The following is a 14,171-nucleotide window of genomic DNA, read 5'->3' on the forward strand; positions in this document are numbered from 1 at the left end:
ACGTCGCGGGCCCAGCCGAAAACAACCAGCCCCCAAGCTGATTGGCGCTGCATGACCCAATACGGGTCAACTCTTAGAACAGCCGCCCTGCCCGGTGCGGGTCACGGTGACACGGGCACCCGCAGCGCCAACAGAATCCGATCGCGCCGGCCTTGAGGACATGGCCGCCTTCGTGCGGGCCGCCGAGCCGGTGCGGGCAGTGGTCGTGCCGGTTTTCGTGGCACGACTTTGTCGGCGCGTTCTCGGGCATCTCGACAATCACATCGACACCGTTGATGGTGTCGGGGAAGGTGATCCACTTGACGCCGCCGCGTTTGTCAACTTTGGCGCGTTTCATCAGCCGCCACTCTGGAGGGGTAATAGAGCCGGTCCAGCGTTCCCACTGCTCGGCCGGCTCAATGCCGATCTGCGTACTGGGCCGCCGGTCCTCACCGGCCATCGATGACCTCCTGGGTGAGCAGGTAAGCGGCGCGGGCAAACCGCAGGCTGTCATCCAAGAACGCGGCCAGGTCGGCGCCGGTGGTGCCTTCGGTGAATTCGATGTCGTAGAGCCGGTTGCTCATCAGGGCAGCCAGCGAGCCGCTGGCTCGGGTGAGCGCGTTGATGGCGCCGCTGATCGCGCAGATGAGTTCGCCGCGGTGATTGTCGATGGCGAGCTCGTTGTCGGTGGGCTGGGCTGTGTCGGGCATGATGTGTTCTCCGTTCGGGTTGGTGATGGGTGCGCTGGTCAGCGCTGTGGTGCGGTCGCTGAGGGGCTGGGCGTGTTGTCCACCCGGGAAGGTCGCCGTCGCCCGGCGGTTTTGGTGCCCGCGAGCGGCAGCGAGCATGGTTGGGCACCAAAAGTCCTCCGCCGCCGGCGGCTGGCGATCCTGGGAGGGTTGACTGCGCCCAGCACCGAAGTACGCTTGGCCCCACCGCTGACGAGACATAGTGAGTGGCTATGGATTTCGCGTACCGCGACGTCGCCTGCTGCCCGGTAGAAAAAAAGGGGGCCCGACCAACCCCCCCGAATGGTGGGGAGGCTGGCCTGGCCGTTGGTGTGGCCTGGCGGTTCAGGGCGCCAGTTTTGTGGCGAGTTCACCGCACACCCGGGCGGGGGCGTTGCTGGGTCAGGCCGAGTCGTGCCGCCACGCGGCATACCGTGCGGGCAGTCGTGTGCAGCCGCCAGGCAATCAGGTCGGGCTCGATGCGGCCGTACATGCGGCGTACTGCTTCGTCACGCTCTGCTCCGCGCAGCGGTAAACGTAGTCCGTCTTCGGCGACCTGGACGACGGCCAGCTCGTCGATCTCGGTGGCGTCGATGATCATTTGTTGGCTCCAGGAATGTTCGTCGTGATGTAGGTGACGGCGTCGGACAGGTCGGGGAATCGGATCGCGGTGAAGTCGTGGCCCGGGGAGGTCAGGACCCACAGGTGGGTGATGTTGTCGCGACGGTCGAATTCGAATTCCTCGCGCAGCTGGTAGATCGTTTCGCCGGCGGCGGCGACGTAGGCCGCCAGCTCGGCTTCGATGCGCCGCTGGTGGACAGGTTCGGCGGTGTGAGTCCATAGCAGCTCACCGGTGCGGAACTGCTTGATCCGTGAGTCGATGCCAGCGCCGCGCTGGTCGTCGATCACGGCGCTGGATTCGGCGGCGGCTTGGATCTTGCCGTGCTTGTTGCGGGCCCACAGCTGGATGCTGCAACCCCAGCAGTGCGACATGAACCGGCCGGTGACGGTGAGCTGTTCGGAGACGTCGCGGACGGTGACGGCGCGGCAGCCGATTTCAAACCGGTACATCTGGTCCACTGCCGCGTCTTTGAGCCGTTGCGCCCGGGTGAGGTTGTCCATGGTGGCGTGGGTCCGTATCGAAATGTGCGGGATGGTCATGATGTTGGTTCTCCGTTCGGTGGTGATGGGTGCGCTGGTCAGCGCTGTGGTGCGGTCGCTGAGGGGCTGGGCGTGTTGTCCACCCGGGAAGGTCGCCGTCGCCCGGCGGTTTTGGTGCCCGCGAGCGGCAGCGAGCAGGGTTGGGCACCAAAAGTCCTCCGCCGCCGGCGCCGGCGATCCTGGGAGGGTTGACTGCGCCCAGCACCGAAGTACGCTTGGCCCCACCGCTGACGAGACATAGTGAGTGGCTACGGGTTTCGGCCGACAGGCCGAATGACGGCGGCCGCACCTGGTGCGCCGCCGCCCACTTACCGGGACCAAAGAGGGGAGACCCGGCCAACCCCGGTTGCTCGAGGTGGGCCGGGCCCGCTGTGGGTTAGGCGGCGTGGTAGTCGGCGCTGGTGGGGTCCGCGGCGTATTGGTCTCCGTCGCGGAACACGGCGATCGCGGTTTTGTGGACGCGGCCGAGCAGTTCGATGGTTGACAACAATCCGAGCTGGTCACGTATTTGCCAGGTGATCGGGCCGGTGTAGAGGTCGATCCAGGGCACCCGCGCGGTTTTGAGTTTGTTCCAACCGATTTGGGCGACGACGGCGTATTCGGGCCGGCGGGTCCATTCGATCGCCAGCGTGGCCTGCGCGCACGGTTGCGCCAACCCTGCTGGGGCGGTGGGGATTTCGGCGGGCACATGCTTGAGGTGCCCGCGTGCTGCGGCGAAGGCCTCCAGCAGCCCCTGGGCGGCCGCGGCACTGTAGATGACCATGAGAACGCCGCTGAATGTCATGGCGATGCGGGCATCGGGGGTGCGGGCGTGATGCACCGAGATGTCGGCGCTCTGTTGGCCTCGGATCGAGGCCACACTGTGGGTGATGATCGCCGACGGGGTCTGAGTTGTGGTGGTCATGTCGGTGTCTCCTTAGTTGTTGGTGAGGGTTTCGGCGTCGATGAGGTAGTAGCCGGCGATTTCGCGCGGGCCGGCGGTGGCGTCGGGTGCGTGCAGGACCATGCGGGCGTAGTCGCCGGCCGCCGTCGCGTATTGGTGCCGCTGTCCGTCGTCGGGTTGGGCGAGCGCGTCGTGCAGCTCGGCGGCGGCGAGCATGAGCGCGTGGCGGGTGGTGATGGTGGCGGTGTGGTGGGTTGTGCCGCCGGTGCTGGTGGGGTCGTGGTCTGTGCTGGCCCACGGGTCGGGGTTGGTGGTCATGGTGTGTTCTCCGTTCGGTTGGTGTTTGTTGTGCGCTGGTCAGCGCTGTGGGTGCGGTCACTGAGGGGCTGGGCGTGTTGTCCACCCGGCAAGGTCGCCGTCGCCCGGCGGTTTTGGTGCCCGCGAGCGGCAGCGAGCACGGTTGGGCACCAAAAGTCCTCCGCCGCCGGCGGCGGCGATCCTGGGAGGGTTGACTGCGCCCAGCACCGAAGTACGCTTCGCCCCACCGCTGACGAGAAATTGGTGAGTGGCTACGGACTTCGGCCGACAGGCCGAATGACGGCGGTCGCACCCGGTGGGCCGCCGCCCACTTACCGGAAGCAAAAAAGGGGACCCGGCCAACCGCTTTCGGGCTGAAGGAGGAGCGGCGGGCCGGGCCCCGGTGAGGCTGCGGCTTAGCTGGTGGGGTGGTAGGTGTCGGTGATGTGGCGAGCGGCCGCGTCGAGGTCGGCGCGGATCACGGGCTGTTCCCCGTTGACGTCGATCCGCCAGCCGCCCTGTGGCCGAGTGGTCAGGGTGAAGCGGCGGCGCCGGCCGGCGACGTGGCCGACCCCGATGAAGGTCCAATTGCCGCGACGGGTGAAAAGCACGTCGGCAACGCGGATTTGGTGGATTCGCGCGGTCGTTCGCGTCCCGTTGTTGGAGGCGATGATGGTGGCAGCGAGGCGATCGCCGTGGTAGGCGATCAGGGTCAGGGTGTCCTGCTGGGGGTTGTAGACGCGGCGTGCACGGATGGCCATCGGGCTGTAGGGGTGGTCGGTCAGCGTGGTGGCGCCGACCTCGACGTCGTCCATGAGTGAGGTGGCATCGCGGATCAGGTCGAAGGCGATGGTGTGCGGGGCGGTGACGTAGTTCATCGTGAGTTCCTTGGTTAGTGGTGGTAGATGGCGTCGTGGAGCTGGTCGGCGGTGAGCAGATCCCAGCCGCTGGGTGCGCAGACCCAGGCGGTTTCGCCGATGACGACGACGTCGCCGACGCTGAAGTTGCGGTGGGCGTCGCGCTGGTATTTGATGGCCCACGGCTGGTCGGGGTCGTCGATGTTGAGCTGTTCGAAAACCGTTTCCAGAGCCGCCTTGATGCGATCGGCGGTGGGTGGGCCGTCGAGGGTGAGGGTGAATCCTGCTGCGGCGTAAAGCTTGGCGGGGGCCAGCTTGCCGAAGCCGGCCAGCTGGGAGGCCGGTTCGTTGAGGTAGACGGTGGTGATGAGTTCGTGGGTCATGTTGTGTTCTCCGTTCGGGTTGGTGATGGGTGCGCTGGTGAGCGCTGTGGTGCGGTCACTGAGGGGCTGGGCGTGTTGTCCACCCGGGAAGGTCGCCGACCGCCGGCGGTTTTGGTGCCCGCGAGCGGCAGCGAGCACGGTTGGGCACCAAAAGTCCTCCGCCGCCGGCGCCGGCGATCCTGGCAGGGTTGACTGCGCCCAGCCCCGAAGTACGCTTCGCCCCACCGCTGACGAGAAATTGGTGAGTCGCTACGGGTTTCGGCCGACAGGCCGAATGACGGCGGCCGCACCCGGTGCGCCGCCGCCCACTTACCGGGACCAAAGAGGGGAGACCCGGCCAACCCCCGGGAGCTCGAGGTGGGCCGGGTCAGGTCAGGTGAGGTCGCAGGCGGTGTTGCGTAACGCTTCGATGAGTTCGGCGGTTTCGCCGCTGGTGTGCTGCCCCCAGTGCCGCCACATGCCGGTGAGGGTGTCGATGCAGAACGGGATGTGGACGGTGGTGCCGTCGACGTTGCGGGTGATGGTGCCCTCGATGTACATGGTGAACGGCTTCTAGCTGGGTGCGCTCGCGGCGGCGCGGTGTGGCGCGGACAGCGCACCGGCCGGTAGCGTGGGCGGGGTGTTCGATGAGGCGCTGCTGCGGGTCCTGGTGGGCCGCGACCCGATTCCTGCTGCGGTGGTGCAGCACGTGGTGACAGGCGAGTGGCCTGTGCCGGAGTTGTTCTGCGACATTGCGTTTGCTCAGCCGGAGTAGCTGGCGTCGAGGGCGGTCAGGCCGCTGGCCAGGGAGGCGAATCGCCCGTAATGCTGGCCTGTTCGGGTGTCTTTTTCGCCTAGCCAGATGCCGATGATTTGCGCGTAGCCGTTGGTGGCGGGGGTCCAGACCGGGCCGCCGGAGTCGCCGGCAATGCTGGCCGGCATTCCGGTGGTGAGGTACTGGTCGATGCCTTGGGCTGCGGTAACGGTTCCGCAGTGCCGGCCGCTGGACACCCCCAGGTGGCAGACGAGCTGGCCGATGCGCGGCTGCGGGTGTCCCACGCCGATGGGTGTGCCGTTGATGAACGCTGAGGGCAGGGCGTTTGGGCCGAAGTCGACCAGGCCGTAGTCGGCGCCGCCATTATGGCGGGGCTCGACGACGCTGCGCACGAATTGTCCGGTGATTTGGGTGCGGGTGTCTCGGGCGTAGCCGGTGGTGCTGTTGCGGCAGTGGCCGGCGGTGATGGCGTAGGTGTGCCGGTCGGGTCCGGTGTAGGCGTAGCCGATGGTGCAGAACTGTCCAGTGCCGCTCGGGTTGATGTAGTCGAGGCGGTCGCCGGGACCGATGAGGTTGGGGGCGCCGGCTGCGGGTGCGGCGGCCGCGATGGCTGCGGCGGCGAGCGCGGCGGCGATGGACGGTGTGCGGGCGCGCATCAGTCGACCACCGTCGCGGCGGCGGTGGCGTGGGGGCGGACCCGGCGGATGGAGCGCTGGTGGGCGCGGGCTGAGAGGCTGTCGATCCAGGCTCGCGCGCTGGCGGCCGCGGGCCGGTGGCGGGCGGTGCTGGCTGAAACAGCGGCCGCGGCCCGGTGGGCGATGACGGCCTCATGGCTGTCGCGAAGGATGCTCATGCGATCTTCTCCAGTCTTGTTGGGCGGTGGATGATTTCGTAGGTCTGCTGGTGGCTGTGGTGTAGACGCTCGACGAGCTCGGCGGTGCTGCGCTGGGCGGCCAAGGACAGCGGGGAGGGGTGTTGATGGTGGTGGCGCTGGAGTTTTCGCAGCTGGCTGCGCACGGCGCGGCGTTGGTGGCCGGCTTTGGTGAGCCACCGCGTGATGGTGGTGTGGTCGCCGCGCTGATGGTGGTGGGCGGCGGCTTCGGCCAGCGCGGTGTGTGCACGCCGGGCCGCGGCTGCTGCTGCGGCGGCGGCGTGTAGGGCGACCAGGTCGGTGCGGGTGGCTGGGATGAGTCCACCGCACGGGTCGTCGGGCCGCCATAGCTGTGCGGTGACGTGATCGGTGACGTCGGCCTTGTTGCTGGTCACGGCGGGCAGCACCACGGTGACACCGGCGGCGACGTGCTGCAGGGTGTCGTGCAGGCTGATGGCCCGCTGGTAGCCTGCCTGGTCGCGGTCGGCGGCGACGATGACGCTGAGCCCCTCGAATTGGGCGGCCAGTTCGTCGGGGAAGCTGCCGGCGCCTTGGGCGTTGGTGGTGGCGAGTTCACCCAGGGCGGTGAGGGTGTCGGCGTCTTTTTCGCCTTCGGTGATCCACACCGGCCGGCCGCTGGCGGCGGCTTGCCGCAGGACCTCGGCCCGATACAGCACCGGGGTGAAGTCGGCGGGTTTGCGGTATACCCATTGCCGGCCGTGCCGGTAGCGTTGCTGGAATCGTTTGTGCAGGGTGCCGTCACAGCAGCATTCCGACCGGATGACCTGTTGAACGGGTGTGCCCTGCGCGGTGGTGTAGGTGTAGACCCGGGTTCGCCGCCAGCGGTGTTCGACCCTCCGTGCGGGGGTGGTGATCCGTGCGGGCAGTGGTGCAGGTGCGGGTTTGGCGGGATGTGGGCGCCGAGGCCGTGGTGTGCGGGGGCTGCAGGCGGGTTCGGGGGCGTCGTCGAACAGGTCGGCCATGGCCAGCCCGAGGGCGGCCGTGATGTCGGGGGCGGGGGCCTGGCAGCTGAAGCAGTGCAGCAGCACCGCGCCGCCCCGGTTGTGCGGGCGGGGTTTCCATGTGACTGACAGTGACGGGTTGGCGTCGTCGTGCAACGGGCAGGACGCCATGAAGGACTGCGCACCTCGAGCGCGGGTGACGGCTCCGCCGGCCTGCAGGGCGTCGCGCACCGTGTCCAGTGAGCTGCCGGCGGCGGCGATCGCGGTCATGCCGGCACCGCCGCAGACTCGGCACGGCCGGGGCACGGCGGAGTCGGCTCGCCGTTGTAGTTGTTGACGAACGTCCCATCGGGCAGGTGCCACTCGGTGAACCAATAGCGCCCGTAGGGGTGCGGACGTTTGAGTGCCGTGGTTCCACAGTTGAGGCAGGTTGAGCTATAGGCGCCGTGATGCGCCCAGCGGTGACGTTGCTTTGCTGCGGCGGTCATGCGATCACCGCCGTTGCATCAGATGACAATATTGCCTCGTTGGTGAGGGCTTTGATCCGGTCAGGCCGGAATCCGCCCCACTGGTCGGTGGCGGTGATGACGACGGGGACCTGCAGATAGCCCAGGCTCATCACGTAGTCGTGAGCGTCGATGTCTTCTGTGACGTCCACTTTCTCGTAGGCGACACCGTTTTTATCGAGCGCTTTAAAAGTGGCTGCGCACTGAACACATCCCGGTTTCGTATAAACGGTGACGGTGGGCATGGTATCTCCTACAAGTTAAATGCTGTCCGGGGTAGTGAGTTATCTAAATTCTACTGTGGCTATTTCTGCTCTGCCACGTCCGAAGACACAATTTTTCACTTTTCTCAGACAGACGTGCGGTGCAAGTCGACTGGAGTAAAGGCGTTGTCGGTGTGCGGTTTTAGTGGTGAATGCTGAGCGCGGCAGTCGGGCTCTCGCCGTGCCTGGCCGGCTGCTGCTTTCCCGCACATGTGCGTAATTCCAGGCCCGTAGAAATCGGCGCATTCCCCGCAATCTCGTTATGCGATCCGGTGTTATCCGCGTGCGACGGGCGATGCGTTTATGCAACCGTTCGGCCGCCTGCTGTCAGTGCATTTTTAAGGCAGAATTGATGGCACATGTACTGTCACGGCGCAGCGTAAATGAGGGCGTTCTGTTGGGTGGGACCACGTCAATTGGTGATCCCACCCAACAGTGGTGCGGCCTTACTGCTGGGCGACCTCGGCGAGATAGTCGTCGTAGACCTCGTCAGCAGATTTGGCTTTGGTCACGACTTCCTCGACGGCGGCCAGCTGGTAGCCGTTGTCGGTCAGCCACCGCAGATACTCTCCGCTGCCGACATGACGGCCCCAGTAGCCTGTGCTGCCCCGCCAGGCGTCTTTGGGTGTGCGGGATTCCAACGCACCCAACACCAACGCCAAGGTGATGACCTGGGCGCGACCGTCACCGTTGGCCGACAGGTCGGCCACCAGCTTGGCCACCGCCTGCCCGCCTTCCACGCCGAGAAGTTCTGCGGCGGTGTCTTGAGCCTGGTGGTCGGTGAGCAGTGCGCTATCGCGGGCCAGGCACTCGGCCACAAAGATCGCTGCCCCTTTGGGGGGTGTCTTGCGGGCGAGCAGCTTGGTAACGAATTGTCGGCGCACCTGCAGCGCGGCTTCACCGAGTTTGTTCAGCGCGATCACTTTGCGGCGTTCCCTGCGTTCGGTTTCCCGCGCGGCCTCGGCCTCGGCTGCCTCGCGGGCCGCTTTGGCGTCCTGGTCGTCGCCATCGAGATCGACGGTGTCCGTGGACTTCTCGCCGCTGAGGCCCAGGCCAGCGAAGCGCCGGAATCGTTCATCAAGGACCAGCCCAGCGGCAGCGTAATCGAGGCAGAAGTATTCCGGCACGAACATTGTCGCCTCTTTGACGGTGTTGGCGTGCCGTAGACCTTCTGCCGGGACGGCTTCGGGATTGTCCTGGGTGTCCCAGTCCACGGCCTCCTCCTCGACCAGATCACCGGTTTCGGCGTCGATCCACATGTCCTCTTCGCCGAGCATGACCGCCCAATGCGCGGGATCGGTCACCACCGTTTCGTCGGCTTGCTCACCTGTTGCGGTGCGCAGGTAGCTCAACTCGACGTAATCGACATCCCACGAGCCGGGGTAGCGGTCGAGGATGGTGAATCCTTTTTCCTGCCAGGGCTTTTCGGCCTCGCGCAGTGCTGCGGCGCTGGCTTGCTGTTCGCGCAGCTGGGCGACGGTGTGATCAAACCACGGCGTTCCGGAGGCCCGGATCAGCTTGTCCACCGCCCCTGGCACGTCGTCAAATTCGGCCAGCGCCGCGGCTTCGGTCAAGCTGAGCTGGCCGGTTGACAGCGCCTCCATCGCGGCCTGTGATTTACCTGCCGTTCCGGCGGCCTTGACGGTGTCCTTGTTGACCGCCAGCGTCTTGGCGACTTTGGTCACCGACACACCGGCGTCGAGCATCTGCTGAATGCCTTTGGCGCGCTGCACGGTGGTCAGGTCGCGGCGGTGGTCGTTTTCCACGATTTGCCCGGCGACCCGCTCGACGAGTTGCGCGGTGTCATCACCGCCGCTGGCTGACCGGATATAGACCGGGACGGTCTGCTGGCCTGCTTCGCGCGCGGCGAGGGTGCGGCGTTGACCGTACCGGACGAGCAGCTGCCCATCCTGGCCGCGTACAGCGACGATCGGGACCAAGACGCCATGTTCTTTGATGCTGGCGATGAAGTCGGCATCGAGGTCGGCTTCGGTGCGGACGTTGGTGTCCACGATCAACGTGTTCGGGTCGATGTGTTCCAGCGTGCCGGTTTCGACGTGCCCGCTGTCGTCGGGGTTGTCGTTGCCTGCTGGGGTGATGTTGTCGGTCATAACGGAACCTTCCAATGGGTAGGGGCGTCCTGTCGGCCGCCTGTTCTTTTTGCCTTCTGGCAATTGAGATTTGGGCCGGCATGAGGGCCGCGGAGTGCAAGGTTCGGGCGAAGCGCAGCGCAGACCGCGGCCTTGCGCGCAGCGGACCGCCGGCCATAATCGAAAGGCAGAAGGCAAAAAAGCGCTTCGGGTCCATGGCCTATCGTGAAATCGCCGCCGGTTTGTAGTTCGCCGCGATGCCGTACTAGTAGTGCATTGGGTCGCCGGGGTTTCTGCGGCTCGGGCCAACCGCGGTTCCTCTACACCGCCCCGCCGGCGAGCAACGGTGCGCGACCCGTACGCGAGCTAAGCTGCGGCGGTGCGCCTTTATCGGACTCGGCGCGGCTGGCAGGAACCGCGCCCGGATCGGTGTGAAGGCTGCGGGGCCGCAATCCAACCGCAAAGGGTTTTGGTAGGTGCGGCGCCGTGCCGCTGCGGCACGGCGCATCGAACCTTCACCTGCGGGGTCTGTCAGACCACGACTTACCTTCCAGCCCTGACCGATTCGTGCGCTCTACACAATCTTGACCACCGCGACTAGCAGAACATTGCAGCTTGGCGGCGTGCTCCAGTTCGCGATTTTTGGCGCTCGCCCGTGGCGGGGGGATTTGCCGGGGTGAGTGTTGCAGCGTTTGTCGACGGGGTGGATCGGCTGCTGACCCGTGCGCACGGGTTGTTGTTTCCGGCTGCGACCGCTGATGATGGAATGGCATTTTCAGCCTGGCGGTCGCCCGGTTGCGGCGGTCCCCGCCGGCGGGAGTGGCTTGGCTACCGGAGCCGCCGCGGCTGGGTCGGCCGCGGATCTACCCCAGTTTGAATGACCAACGCGAAGTGGTTGCCCCAGATCTCGTGACAATGCCCCAGCTTCGATGACAACGAACACGAACGATGAATCCACCGGTCACTCGGCCGCGATGGCAATGGCATGCTGATTCGTCACGTGACGTTTAGTGCCGCGGGGCAAGGTTAGTCGCATGTCGTAGTAACGGTGGTTATGGCTGCCGGTAGACGTGTGCGCGATGCTCGATGCGGCCGACCAACAGGACGTGGTCGTCCTCGAGGATCCGGAACGTCACGCGGTAGTCGCCGCGGCGGGCGACGCGCCAGCCGGCGAATTCGAAGCGCAATGGTTTGGATAGCAGGTATGGGTCGCCCGGCAGTGTGGTCGTGATGAATTCGGCGATCGCAGCGGCGATTTTAAGTGGTAAGCGATCGAGTGCGCGGACCGCGGTGGGTGAGAGGTGGACGGACCAGGACGTCTCATCGCCGGTCATGCCAAGCCGTATCGGCGGCGAATCTCGGCGCCGGTGACGGTGACGCCCGCAGCGTAGTCAGCGTCGGCTTGCGCGAGGTCGTCGGCAAAACCAGGCGTTCGGAGTGCGTGCAGGGTCTCGTTGAGTGAGTCCAGATCGTCGGCAGACATGAGGACCGCCGCGGCGCGGCCGTGCCGGGTGATCTGAATGATCTCGTGCGTGGTGTCGGCTTCGTCGACGAGCGCGGAGAGCTTGTCCTTCGCCTCCGACAGCGGTACGTTCTTCATGGGTCTGATTATAGCCTATTTACTGACCACTCCCTAGCCTTACAATTAGCCGATAATGTATCTTACGTCAAGTAATCCTGATGCACGCGATAGCCACTATCAAGGGTGCTTGACACCCGTGATAGGGTAGGTCCATGGGATGGACCTACGAAAGCGACACCGCGGGCCACGACGAATGGCATGAGGGCTACCTTGTCCCTGAGTTCGACAACGGCGACCGCGGAATGGGCCTGTCAGGCAGCGGCATTCCCCCTGGGCATGTCGCCGTCGAAAGCCTGGGCAACGGCTCATATCGCACCCGCCCTGCCGGGGAAATCATCGGCTGGCGAGTGCTATGCGACTGCTACCTGTACCCAAACAGCGACCGCACGAAAGTCTGGGCCAGCGAACAACTTTGGATCCGCGTACCATCCCCGCTCAGACACAACCCGAGCGAGTACCGCATCTACTGCCCCGATGAGGACGTTTTAGACGTCGACGCCGGCGACGTCCACACGGCGGCCCACGCATTGTGGCGCGCCGAACACATTGACGAGCTCGACGCCGCCGGCGTGATCAAAGGTGCACTCGCCGCCGTTCACGCCGCAGACGAGCAGCTAAACAGTGCCGTCCTGGCTGCACGCCAGGCCGGCCTGTCATGGGCACGCATTGGCGAAGCGGCCAACATGTCGGCGCAAGGCGCCCACGAGCGCTGGGCCGACAGAGCCCGGTTCGCGACCGGGAGTTAGCGGCCTGCAGGGGCCGTGCCAATCCGCCGGGACCGCACCCCGTCGAGAGGGAAGCCGCGTCACTCTTTACCAAAACTCCCGCCCCTCCCCTGCTTCGAAATCGGTCTACCCTCGCATAACAATGGTGGTGACGAGGGCAGACATAGAACGGGCTCTCGGGCCTTGCGAGGAAGCCGCGCGCGTCGGCTCACCCAGCGGCATGGGCGAGTGCTGGCGGATCGTCCAGGCCGGCGAAGTCAAAGCGTGCAAAGTGATCACGCACGGCTCGGACCCCGAGCGCTTCGAGCGCGAAGTGCAGGCGATGCAGCGCGTTGATTGCCCGCGCGTGGTCCAGGTCTTTGGTCGCGGGACGTTGACGACGGCCGACGACGGCGCCGAGTATCCGTTCTTGCTCAGTGAATTCCGTGGGCTGGCGGTACTTGGCCGTACATGGCGCCCGAGCAGCTTCAAGGCGAGCGCGCCTTCGACCGCAGCGACGTCTGGGCAATCGCCGTCACCGCCGCCGAACTCGCCTCCCAGCAGCACCCATTTCTGCGCGGCGAGCGCACCCCACCGCCCGACTGGGACGCACGGCTGAAAGCCGGCATGACCATTCCGGGTAGCCGTCCCGCTGGATTGCGCGACTGGTTGCGGTCTGCCGGTGCCTATGCCGGCTACCGACGGCCCACCGCTAAGAACGCCCGCAGTCTGCTGGAATCGTTGTGGTCATGAGCTTCTGGTTGGAGTACGGCAACCGCGAGGCGCCCGAATTAGTCGGCTTCGCAAACGATCTCGCGCAAACGCCAGCCGGGCGCCCCGGCATCTGCTTCGGACCCCTGAATAATCCGGCAACGCTTGAGCCGCTGTATCGGCAGGCACGAACCGCGGGAGACGCCATCGTCGAGCCGCACGGATACCTGCTTGACCTTGAGCACACGGCGCGCTCACGAAACCACTTCCCGTGGTTGGCGCAAACGCCGCGTCCGGCAACTCAACCAGAGTGGGAGCAATGGATGCAGCAAGCCGTCGATCATCAGCTGTCAGCGCGCCTATGCGGCGACGCAGGCCCACCTTCGTTTGTCATCACGCCGTCGCCGAGGATGGAGGCGGCCAGGGCGCCCGAGCTGAACATGGTGCTCGATGCCGCTACAGCGGTCCGCAGCCGCGTGGCCGCGGAAACGGACTGCTGGCTGGGCGTCACCGTGGACCGCACCTACCTGCGCGAGCAACAGCAGCTCATCCGCCTGCTCAACGCCATGATCCAGACTGGCGCAGACGGATTCGTGTTCCGGGCCCCTCAAACTCAGCTGCCGCCAGTCGACGACTCGCCATACCTCGAGGGGCTGCGCGAGGTGGTCGACACCTGCGCCACGAACAGGATTCGCTTTTTCCTGCCGTCGTCAGGATGGCTTGGCTGGCTCGCTATGGGTTGGGGCGCTTGGGGATTCAGCGGCGGCATGGCCGCCTCGTCCTGGTTCGACCGGCTCCCGACGCCGATAACCCGGCCCCAACAGCCACCCCTCCCCTACTTCGAGCCCCAGCTCCTCCGCCACGTGCCGTGGCGCTTGCACCAGCAGCTCGCGAGCCAGCCCGGATACCAGGCGTGCACCTGTCTCGACTGCGGTCAGATGGGCGATTCGCATGACCTCCCGCTCGCCAAGCGTCACCAAATTCGCCACGCGTCCCAAGAAACTGCGGCGCTGACTGCTGTGCCCGTCGCTGATCGTGGCTGCCTGGTCGCCGCGCGCCTCGACGCCTCGATCGCGTTCCGCGACACCCTTCCGCCGGTTCTCACCACGCGGGTCGAAACGAGGCATCTCGACCGCTGGCGCGCTCTGGTGTAATCGCGCTCCGGTGAACGCCGTTGCGACTTCGCCCTTTGCGGCGGCCCACACCTGCTCGGCCATCAGTGCCCGGACCCAGCGCTCCGGGCGTCGCCCACGGGGTGGCACCACCACTCGGAGGTGACCTGTGGGCTCGACCAGGGCGAGGCCGACCCCGAATGTTTCGATCAAGGTGCTCTCACGCACCGCGCTGGCAGATTTGGAGGCGTCTAAGAGTTGACCCGTATTGGGTCATGCAGCGCCAATCAGCTTGGGGGCTGGTTGTTTTCGGCTGGGCCCGCGACGT

Annotated in this window: 21 protein-coding genes; 4 read left to right on the top strand and 17 right to left on the bottom strand. The window is 66.0% G+C overall.

The annotated features are described in order from the left end of the window. Window positions 1-73 precede the first annotated feature (73 nt). The 9 genes from AWC14_RS09000 to AWC14_RS28605 all read right to left on the bottom strand — a co-directional run bounded on the left by AWC14_RS09000 (window position 74) and on the right by AWC14_RS28605 (window position 4,828). Entirely contained in the window at window positions 74-439 is a 366-nt protein-coding gene (locus AWC14_RS09000; protein ID WP_085241173.1) for a hypothetical protein, read from the bottom strand. After that, window positions 429-827 carry a hypothetical protein gene (locus AWC14_RS09005; protein ID WP_085241175.1) on the bottom strand — a complete coding sequence of 133 codons (399 nt, stop codon included), beginning with the start codon at window positions 825-827 and terminating at the stop codon, window positions 429-431. The genes AWC14_RS09000 and AWC14_RS09005 overlap by 11 nt, the downstream gene beginning before the upstream one ends. Before the next feature lie 250 nt (window positions 828-1,077). Then, a complete protein-coding gene (locus AWC14_RS09010) occupies window positions 1,078-1,308 on the bottom strand; it encodes a hypothetical protein (RefSeq protein WP_085241177.1) in 231 nt (76 codons plus the stop codon). Then, window positions 1,305-1,868, bottom strand: a complete 564-nt coding sequence (locus AWC14_RS09015) for a hypothetical protein (protein WP_085241179.1) — start codon at window positions 1,866-1,868, stop codon at window positions 1,305-1,307. The genes AWC14_RS09010 and AWC14_RS09015 overlap by 4 nt, the downstream gene beginning before the upstream one ends. 376 nt (window positions 1,869-2,244) lie before the next feature. Then, window positions 2,245-2,772, bottom strand: a complete 528-nt coding sequence (locus AWC14_RS09020; RefSeq protein WP_085241181.1) for a hypothetical protein — start codon at window positions 2,770-2,772, stop codon at window positions 2,245-2,247. A 12-nt stretch (window positions 2,773-2,784) separates the two neighbouring features. Next, window positions 2,785-3,069, bottom strand: a complete 285-nt coding sequence (locus AWC14_RS09025; protein WP_085241183.1) for a hypothetical protein — start codon at window positions 3,067-3,069, stop codon at window positions 2,785-2,787. A gap of 395 nt (window positions 3,070-3,464) precedes the next feature. Then, window positions 3,465-3,926 (bottom strand): hypothetical protein, encoded by a 462-nt coding sequence (locus AWC14_RS09030; RefSeq protein ID WP_085241185.1) that lies wholly within the window; start codon window positions 3,924-3,926, stop codon window positions 3,465-3,467. Between the two features lie 14 nt (window positions 3,927-3,940). Next, the gene (locus tag AWC14_RS09035; RefSeq protein WP_085241211.1) at window positions 3,941-4,288 is read right to left on the bottom strand and encodes a hypothetical protein; all 348 of its coding nucleotides are present in this window, start codon (window positions 4,286-4,288) and stop codon (window positions 3,941-3,943) included. Window positions 4,289-4,660: 372 nt separating this feature from the next. Then, the gene (locus AWC14_RS28605; protein ID WP_158089879.1) at window positions 4,661-4,828 is read right to left on the bottom strand and encodes a hypothetical protein; all 168 of its coding nucleotides are present in this window, start codon (window positions 4,826-4,828) and stop codon (window positions 4,661-4,663) included. Between the two features lie 79 nt (window positions 4,829-4,907). Here AWC14_RS28605 and AWC14_RS29950 point away from each other — a divergent pair, with 79 nt between their 5' ends. Further along, the gene (locus AWC14_RS29950; RefSeq protein ID WP_283016183.1) at window positions 4,908-5,042 is read left to right on the top strand and encodes a hypothetical protein; all 135 of its coding nucleotides are present in this window, start codon (window positions 4,908-4,910) and stop codon (window positions 5,040-5,042) included. Here the strand turns inward: AWC14_RS29950 and AWC14_RS09040 are convergent. From AWC14_RS09040 to AWC14_RS09080, 8 genes are all read right to left on the bottom strand, one after another. Further along, window positions 5,030-5,698: a chymotrypsin family serine protease gene (locus tag AWC14_RS09040; RefSeq protein ID WP_085241187.1), complete on the bottom strand. Its 669-nt coding sequence runs from the start codon at window positions 5,696-5,698 to the stop codon at window positions 5,030-5,032. The genes AWC14_RS29950 and AWC14_RS09040 overlap by 13 nt on opposite strands. Further along, entirely contained in the window at window positions 5,698-5,895 is a 198-nt protein-coding gene (locus AWC14_RS09045) for a hypothetical protein (RefSeq protein WP_085241189.1), read from the bottom strand. Before AWC14_RS09045 ends, AWC14_RS09040 begins: the two co-directional genes overlap by 1 nt. Then, the gene (locus tag AWC14_RS09050) at window positions 5,892-7,145 is read right to left on the bottom strand and encodes a hypothetical protein (RefSeq protein WP_085241191.1); all 1,254 of its coding nucleotides are present in this window, start codon (window positions 7,143-7,145) and stop codon (window positions 5,892-5,894) included. The genes AWC14_RS09045 and AWC14_RS09050 overlap by 4 nt, the downstream gene beginning before the upstream one ends. Next, window positions 7,142-7,363 (bottom strand): hypothetical protein, encoded by a 222-nt coding sequence (locus tag AWC14_RS09055; RefSeq protein ID WP_085241193.1) that lies wholly within the window; start codon window positions 7,361-7,363, stop codon window positions 7,142-7,144. Before AWC14_RS09055 ends, AWC14_RS09050 begins: the two co-directional genes overlap by 4 nt. Then, window positions 7,360-7,626, bottom strand: a complete 267-nt coding sequence (gene nrdH / locus AWC14_RS09060) for a glutaredoxin-like protein NrdH (RefSeq protein ID WP_085241195.1) — start codon at window positions 7,624-7,626, stop codon at window positions 7,360-7,362. The genes AWC14_RS09055 and nrdH overlap by 4 nt, the downstream gene beginning before the upstream one ends. Window positions 7,627-8,090: 464 nt before the next feature. Then, window positions 8,091-9,755 carry a ParB/RepB/Spo0J family partition protein gene (locus AWC14_RS09065; RefSeq protein ID WP_085241197.1) on the bottom strand — a complete coding sequence of 555 codons (1,665 nt, stop codon included), beginning with the start codon at window positions 9,753-9,755 and terminating at the stop codon, window positions 8,091-8,093. A 1,031-nt stretch (window positions 9,756-10,786) separates the two neighbouring features. After that, the gene (locus AWC14_RS09075; protein WP_085241201.1) at window positions 10,787-11,068 is read right to left on the bottom strand and encodes a type II toxin-antitoxin system RelE family toxin; all 282 of its coding nucleotides are present in this window, start codon (window positions 11,066-11,068) and stop codon (window positions 10,787-10,789) included. Next, a complete protein-coding gene (locus tag AWC14_RS09080; RefSeq protein ID WP_085241203.1) occupies window positions 11,065-11,334 on the bottom strand; it encodes a type II toxin-antitoxin system Phd/YefM family antitoxin in 270 nt (89 codons plus the stop codon). The genes AWC14_RS09075 and AWC14_RS09080 overlap by 4 nt, the downstream gene beginning before the upstream one ends. A 134-nt stretch (window positions 11,335-11,468) precedes the next feature. On the opposite strand from AWC14_RS09080, the gene AWC14_RS09085 reads away from it, so the two are divergent. From AWC14_RS09085 to AWC14_RS09095, 3 genes are all read left to right on the top strand, one after another. Continuing rightward, on the top strand, window positions 11,469-12,062 hold the full coding sequence (locus tag AWC14_RS09085) for a hypothetical protein (protein WP_085241205.1): 594 nt from the start codon (window positions 11,469-11,471) through the stop codon (window positions 12,060-12,062). Window positions 12,063-12,491: 429 nt separating this feature from the next. Then, the gene (locus AWC14_RS09090) at window positions 12,492-12,773 is read left to right on the top strand and encodes a protein kinase family protein (protein WP_085241207.1); all 282 of its coding nucleotides are present in this window, start codon (window positions 12,492-12,494) and stop codon (window positions 12,771-12,773) included. Continuing rightward, entirely contained in the window at window positions 12,770-13,885 is a 1,116-nt protein-coding gene (locus AWC14_RS09095) for a hypothetical protein (protein WP_142281632.1), read from the top strand. The genes AWC14_RS09090 and AWC14_RS09095 overlap by 4 nt, the downstream gene beginning before the upstream one ends. The last annotated feature ends 286 nt before the right edge of the window (window positions 13,886-14,171 follow it).

It is taken from the genome of Mycobacterium kyorinense (assembly GCF_002101735.1).
Lineage (GTDB): Bacteria > Actinomycetota > Actinomycetes > Mycobacteriales > Mycobacteriaceae > Mycobacterium > Mycobacterium kyorinense.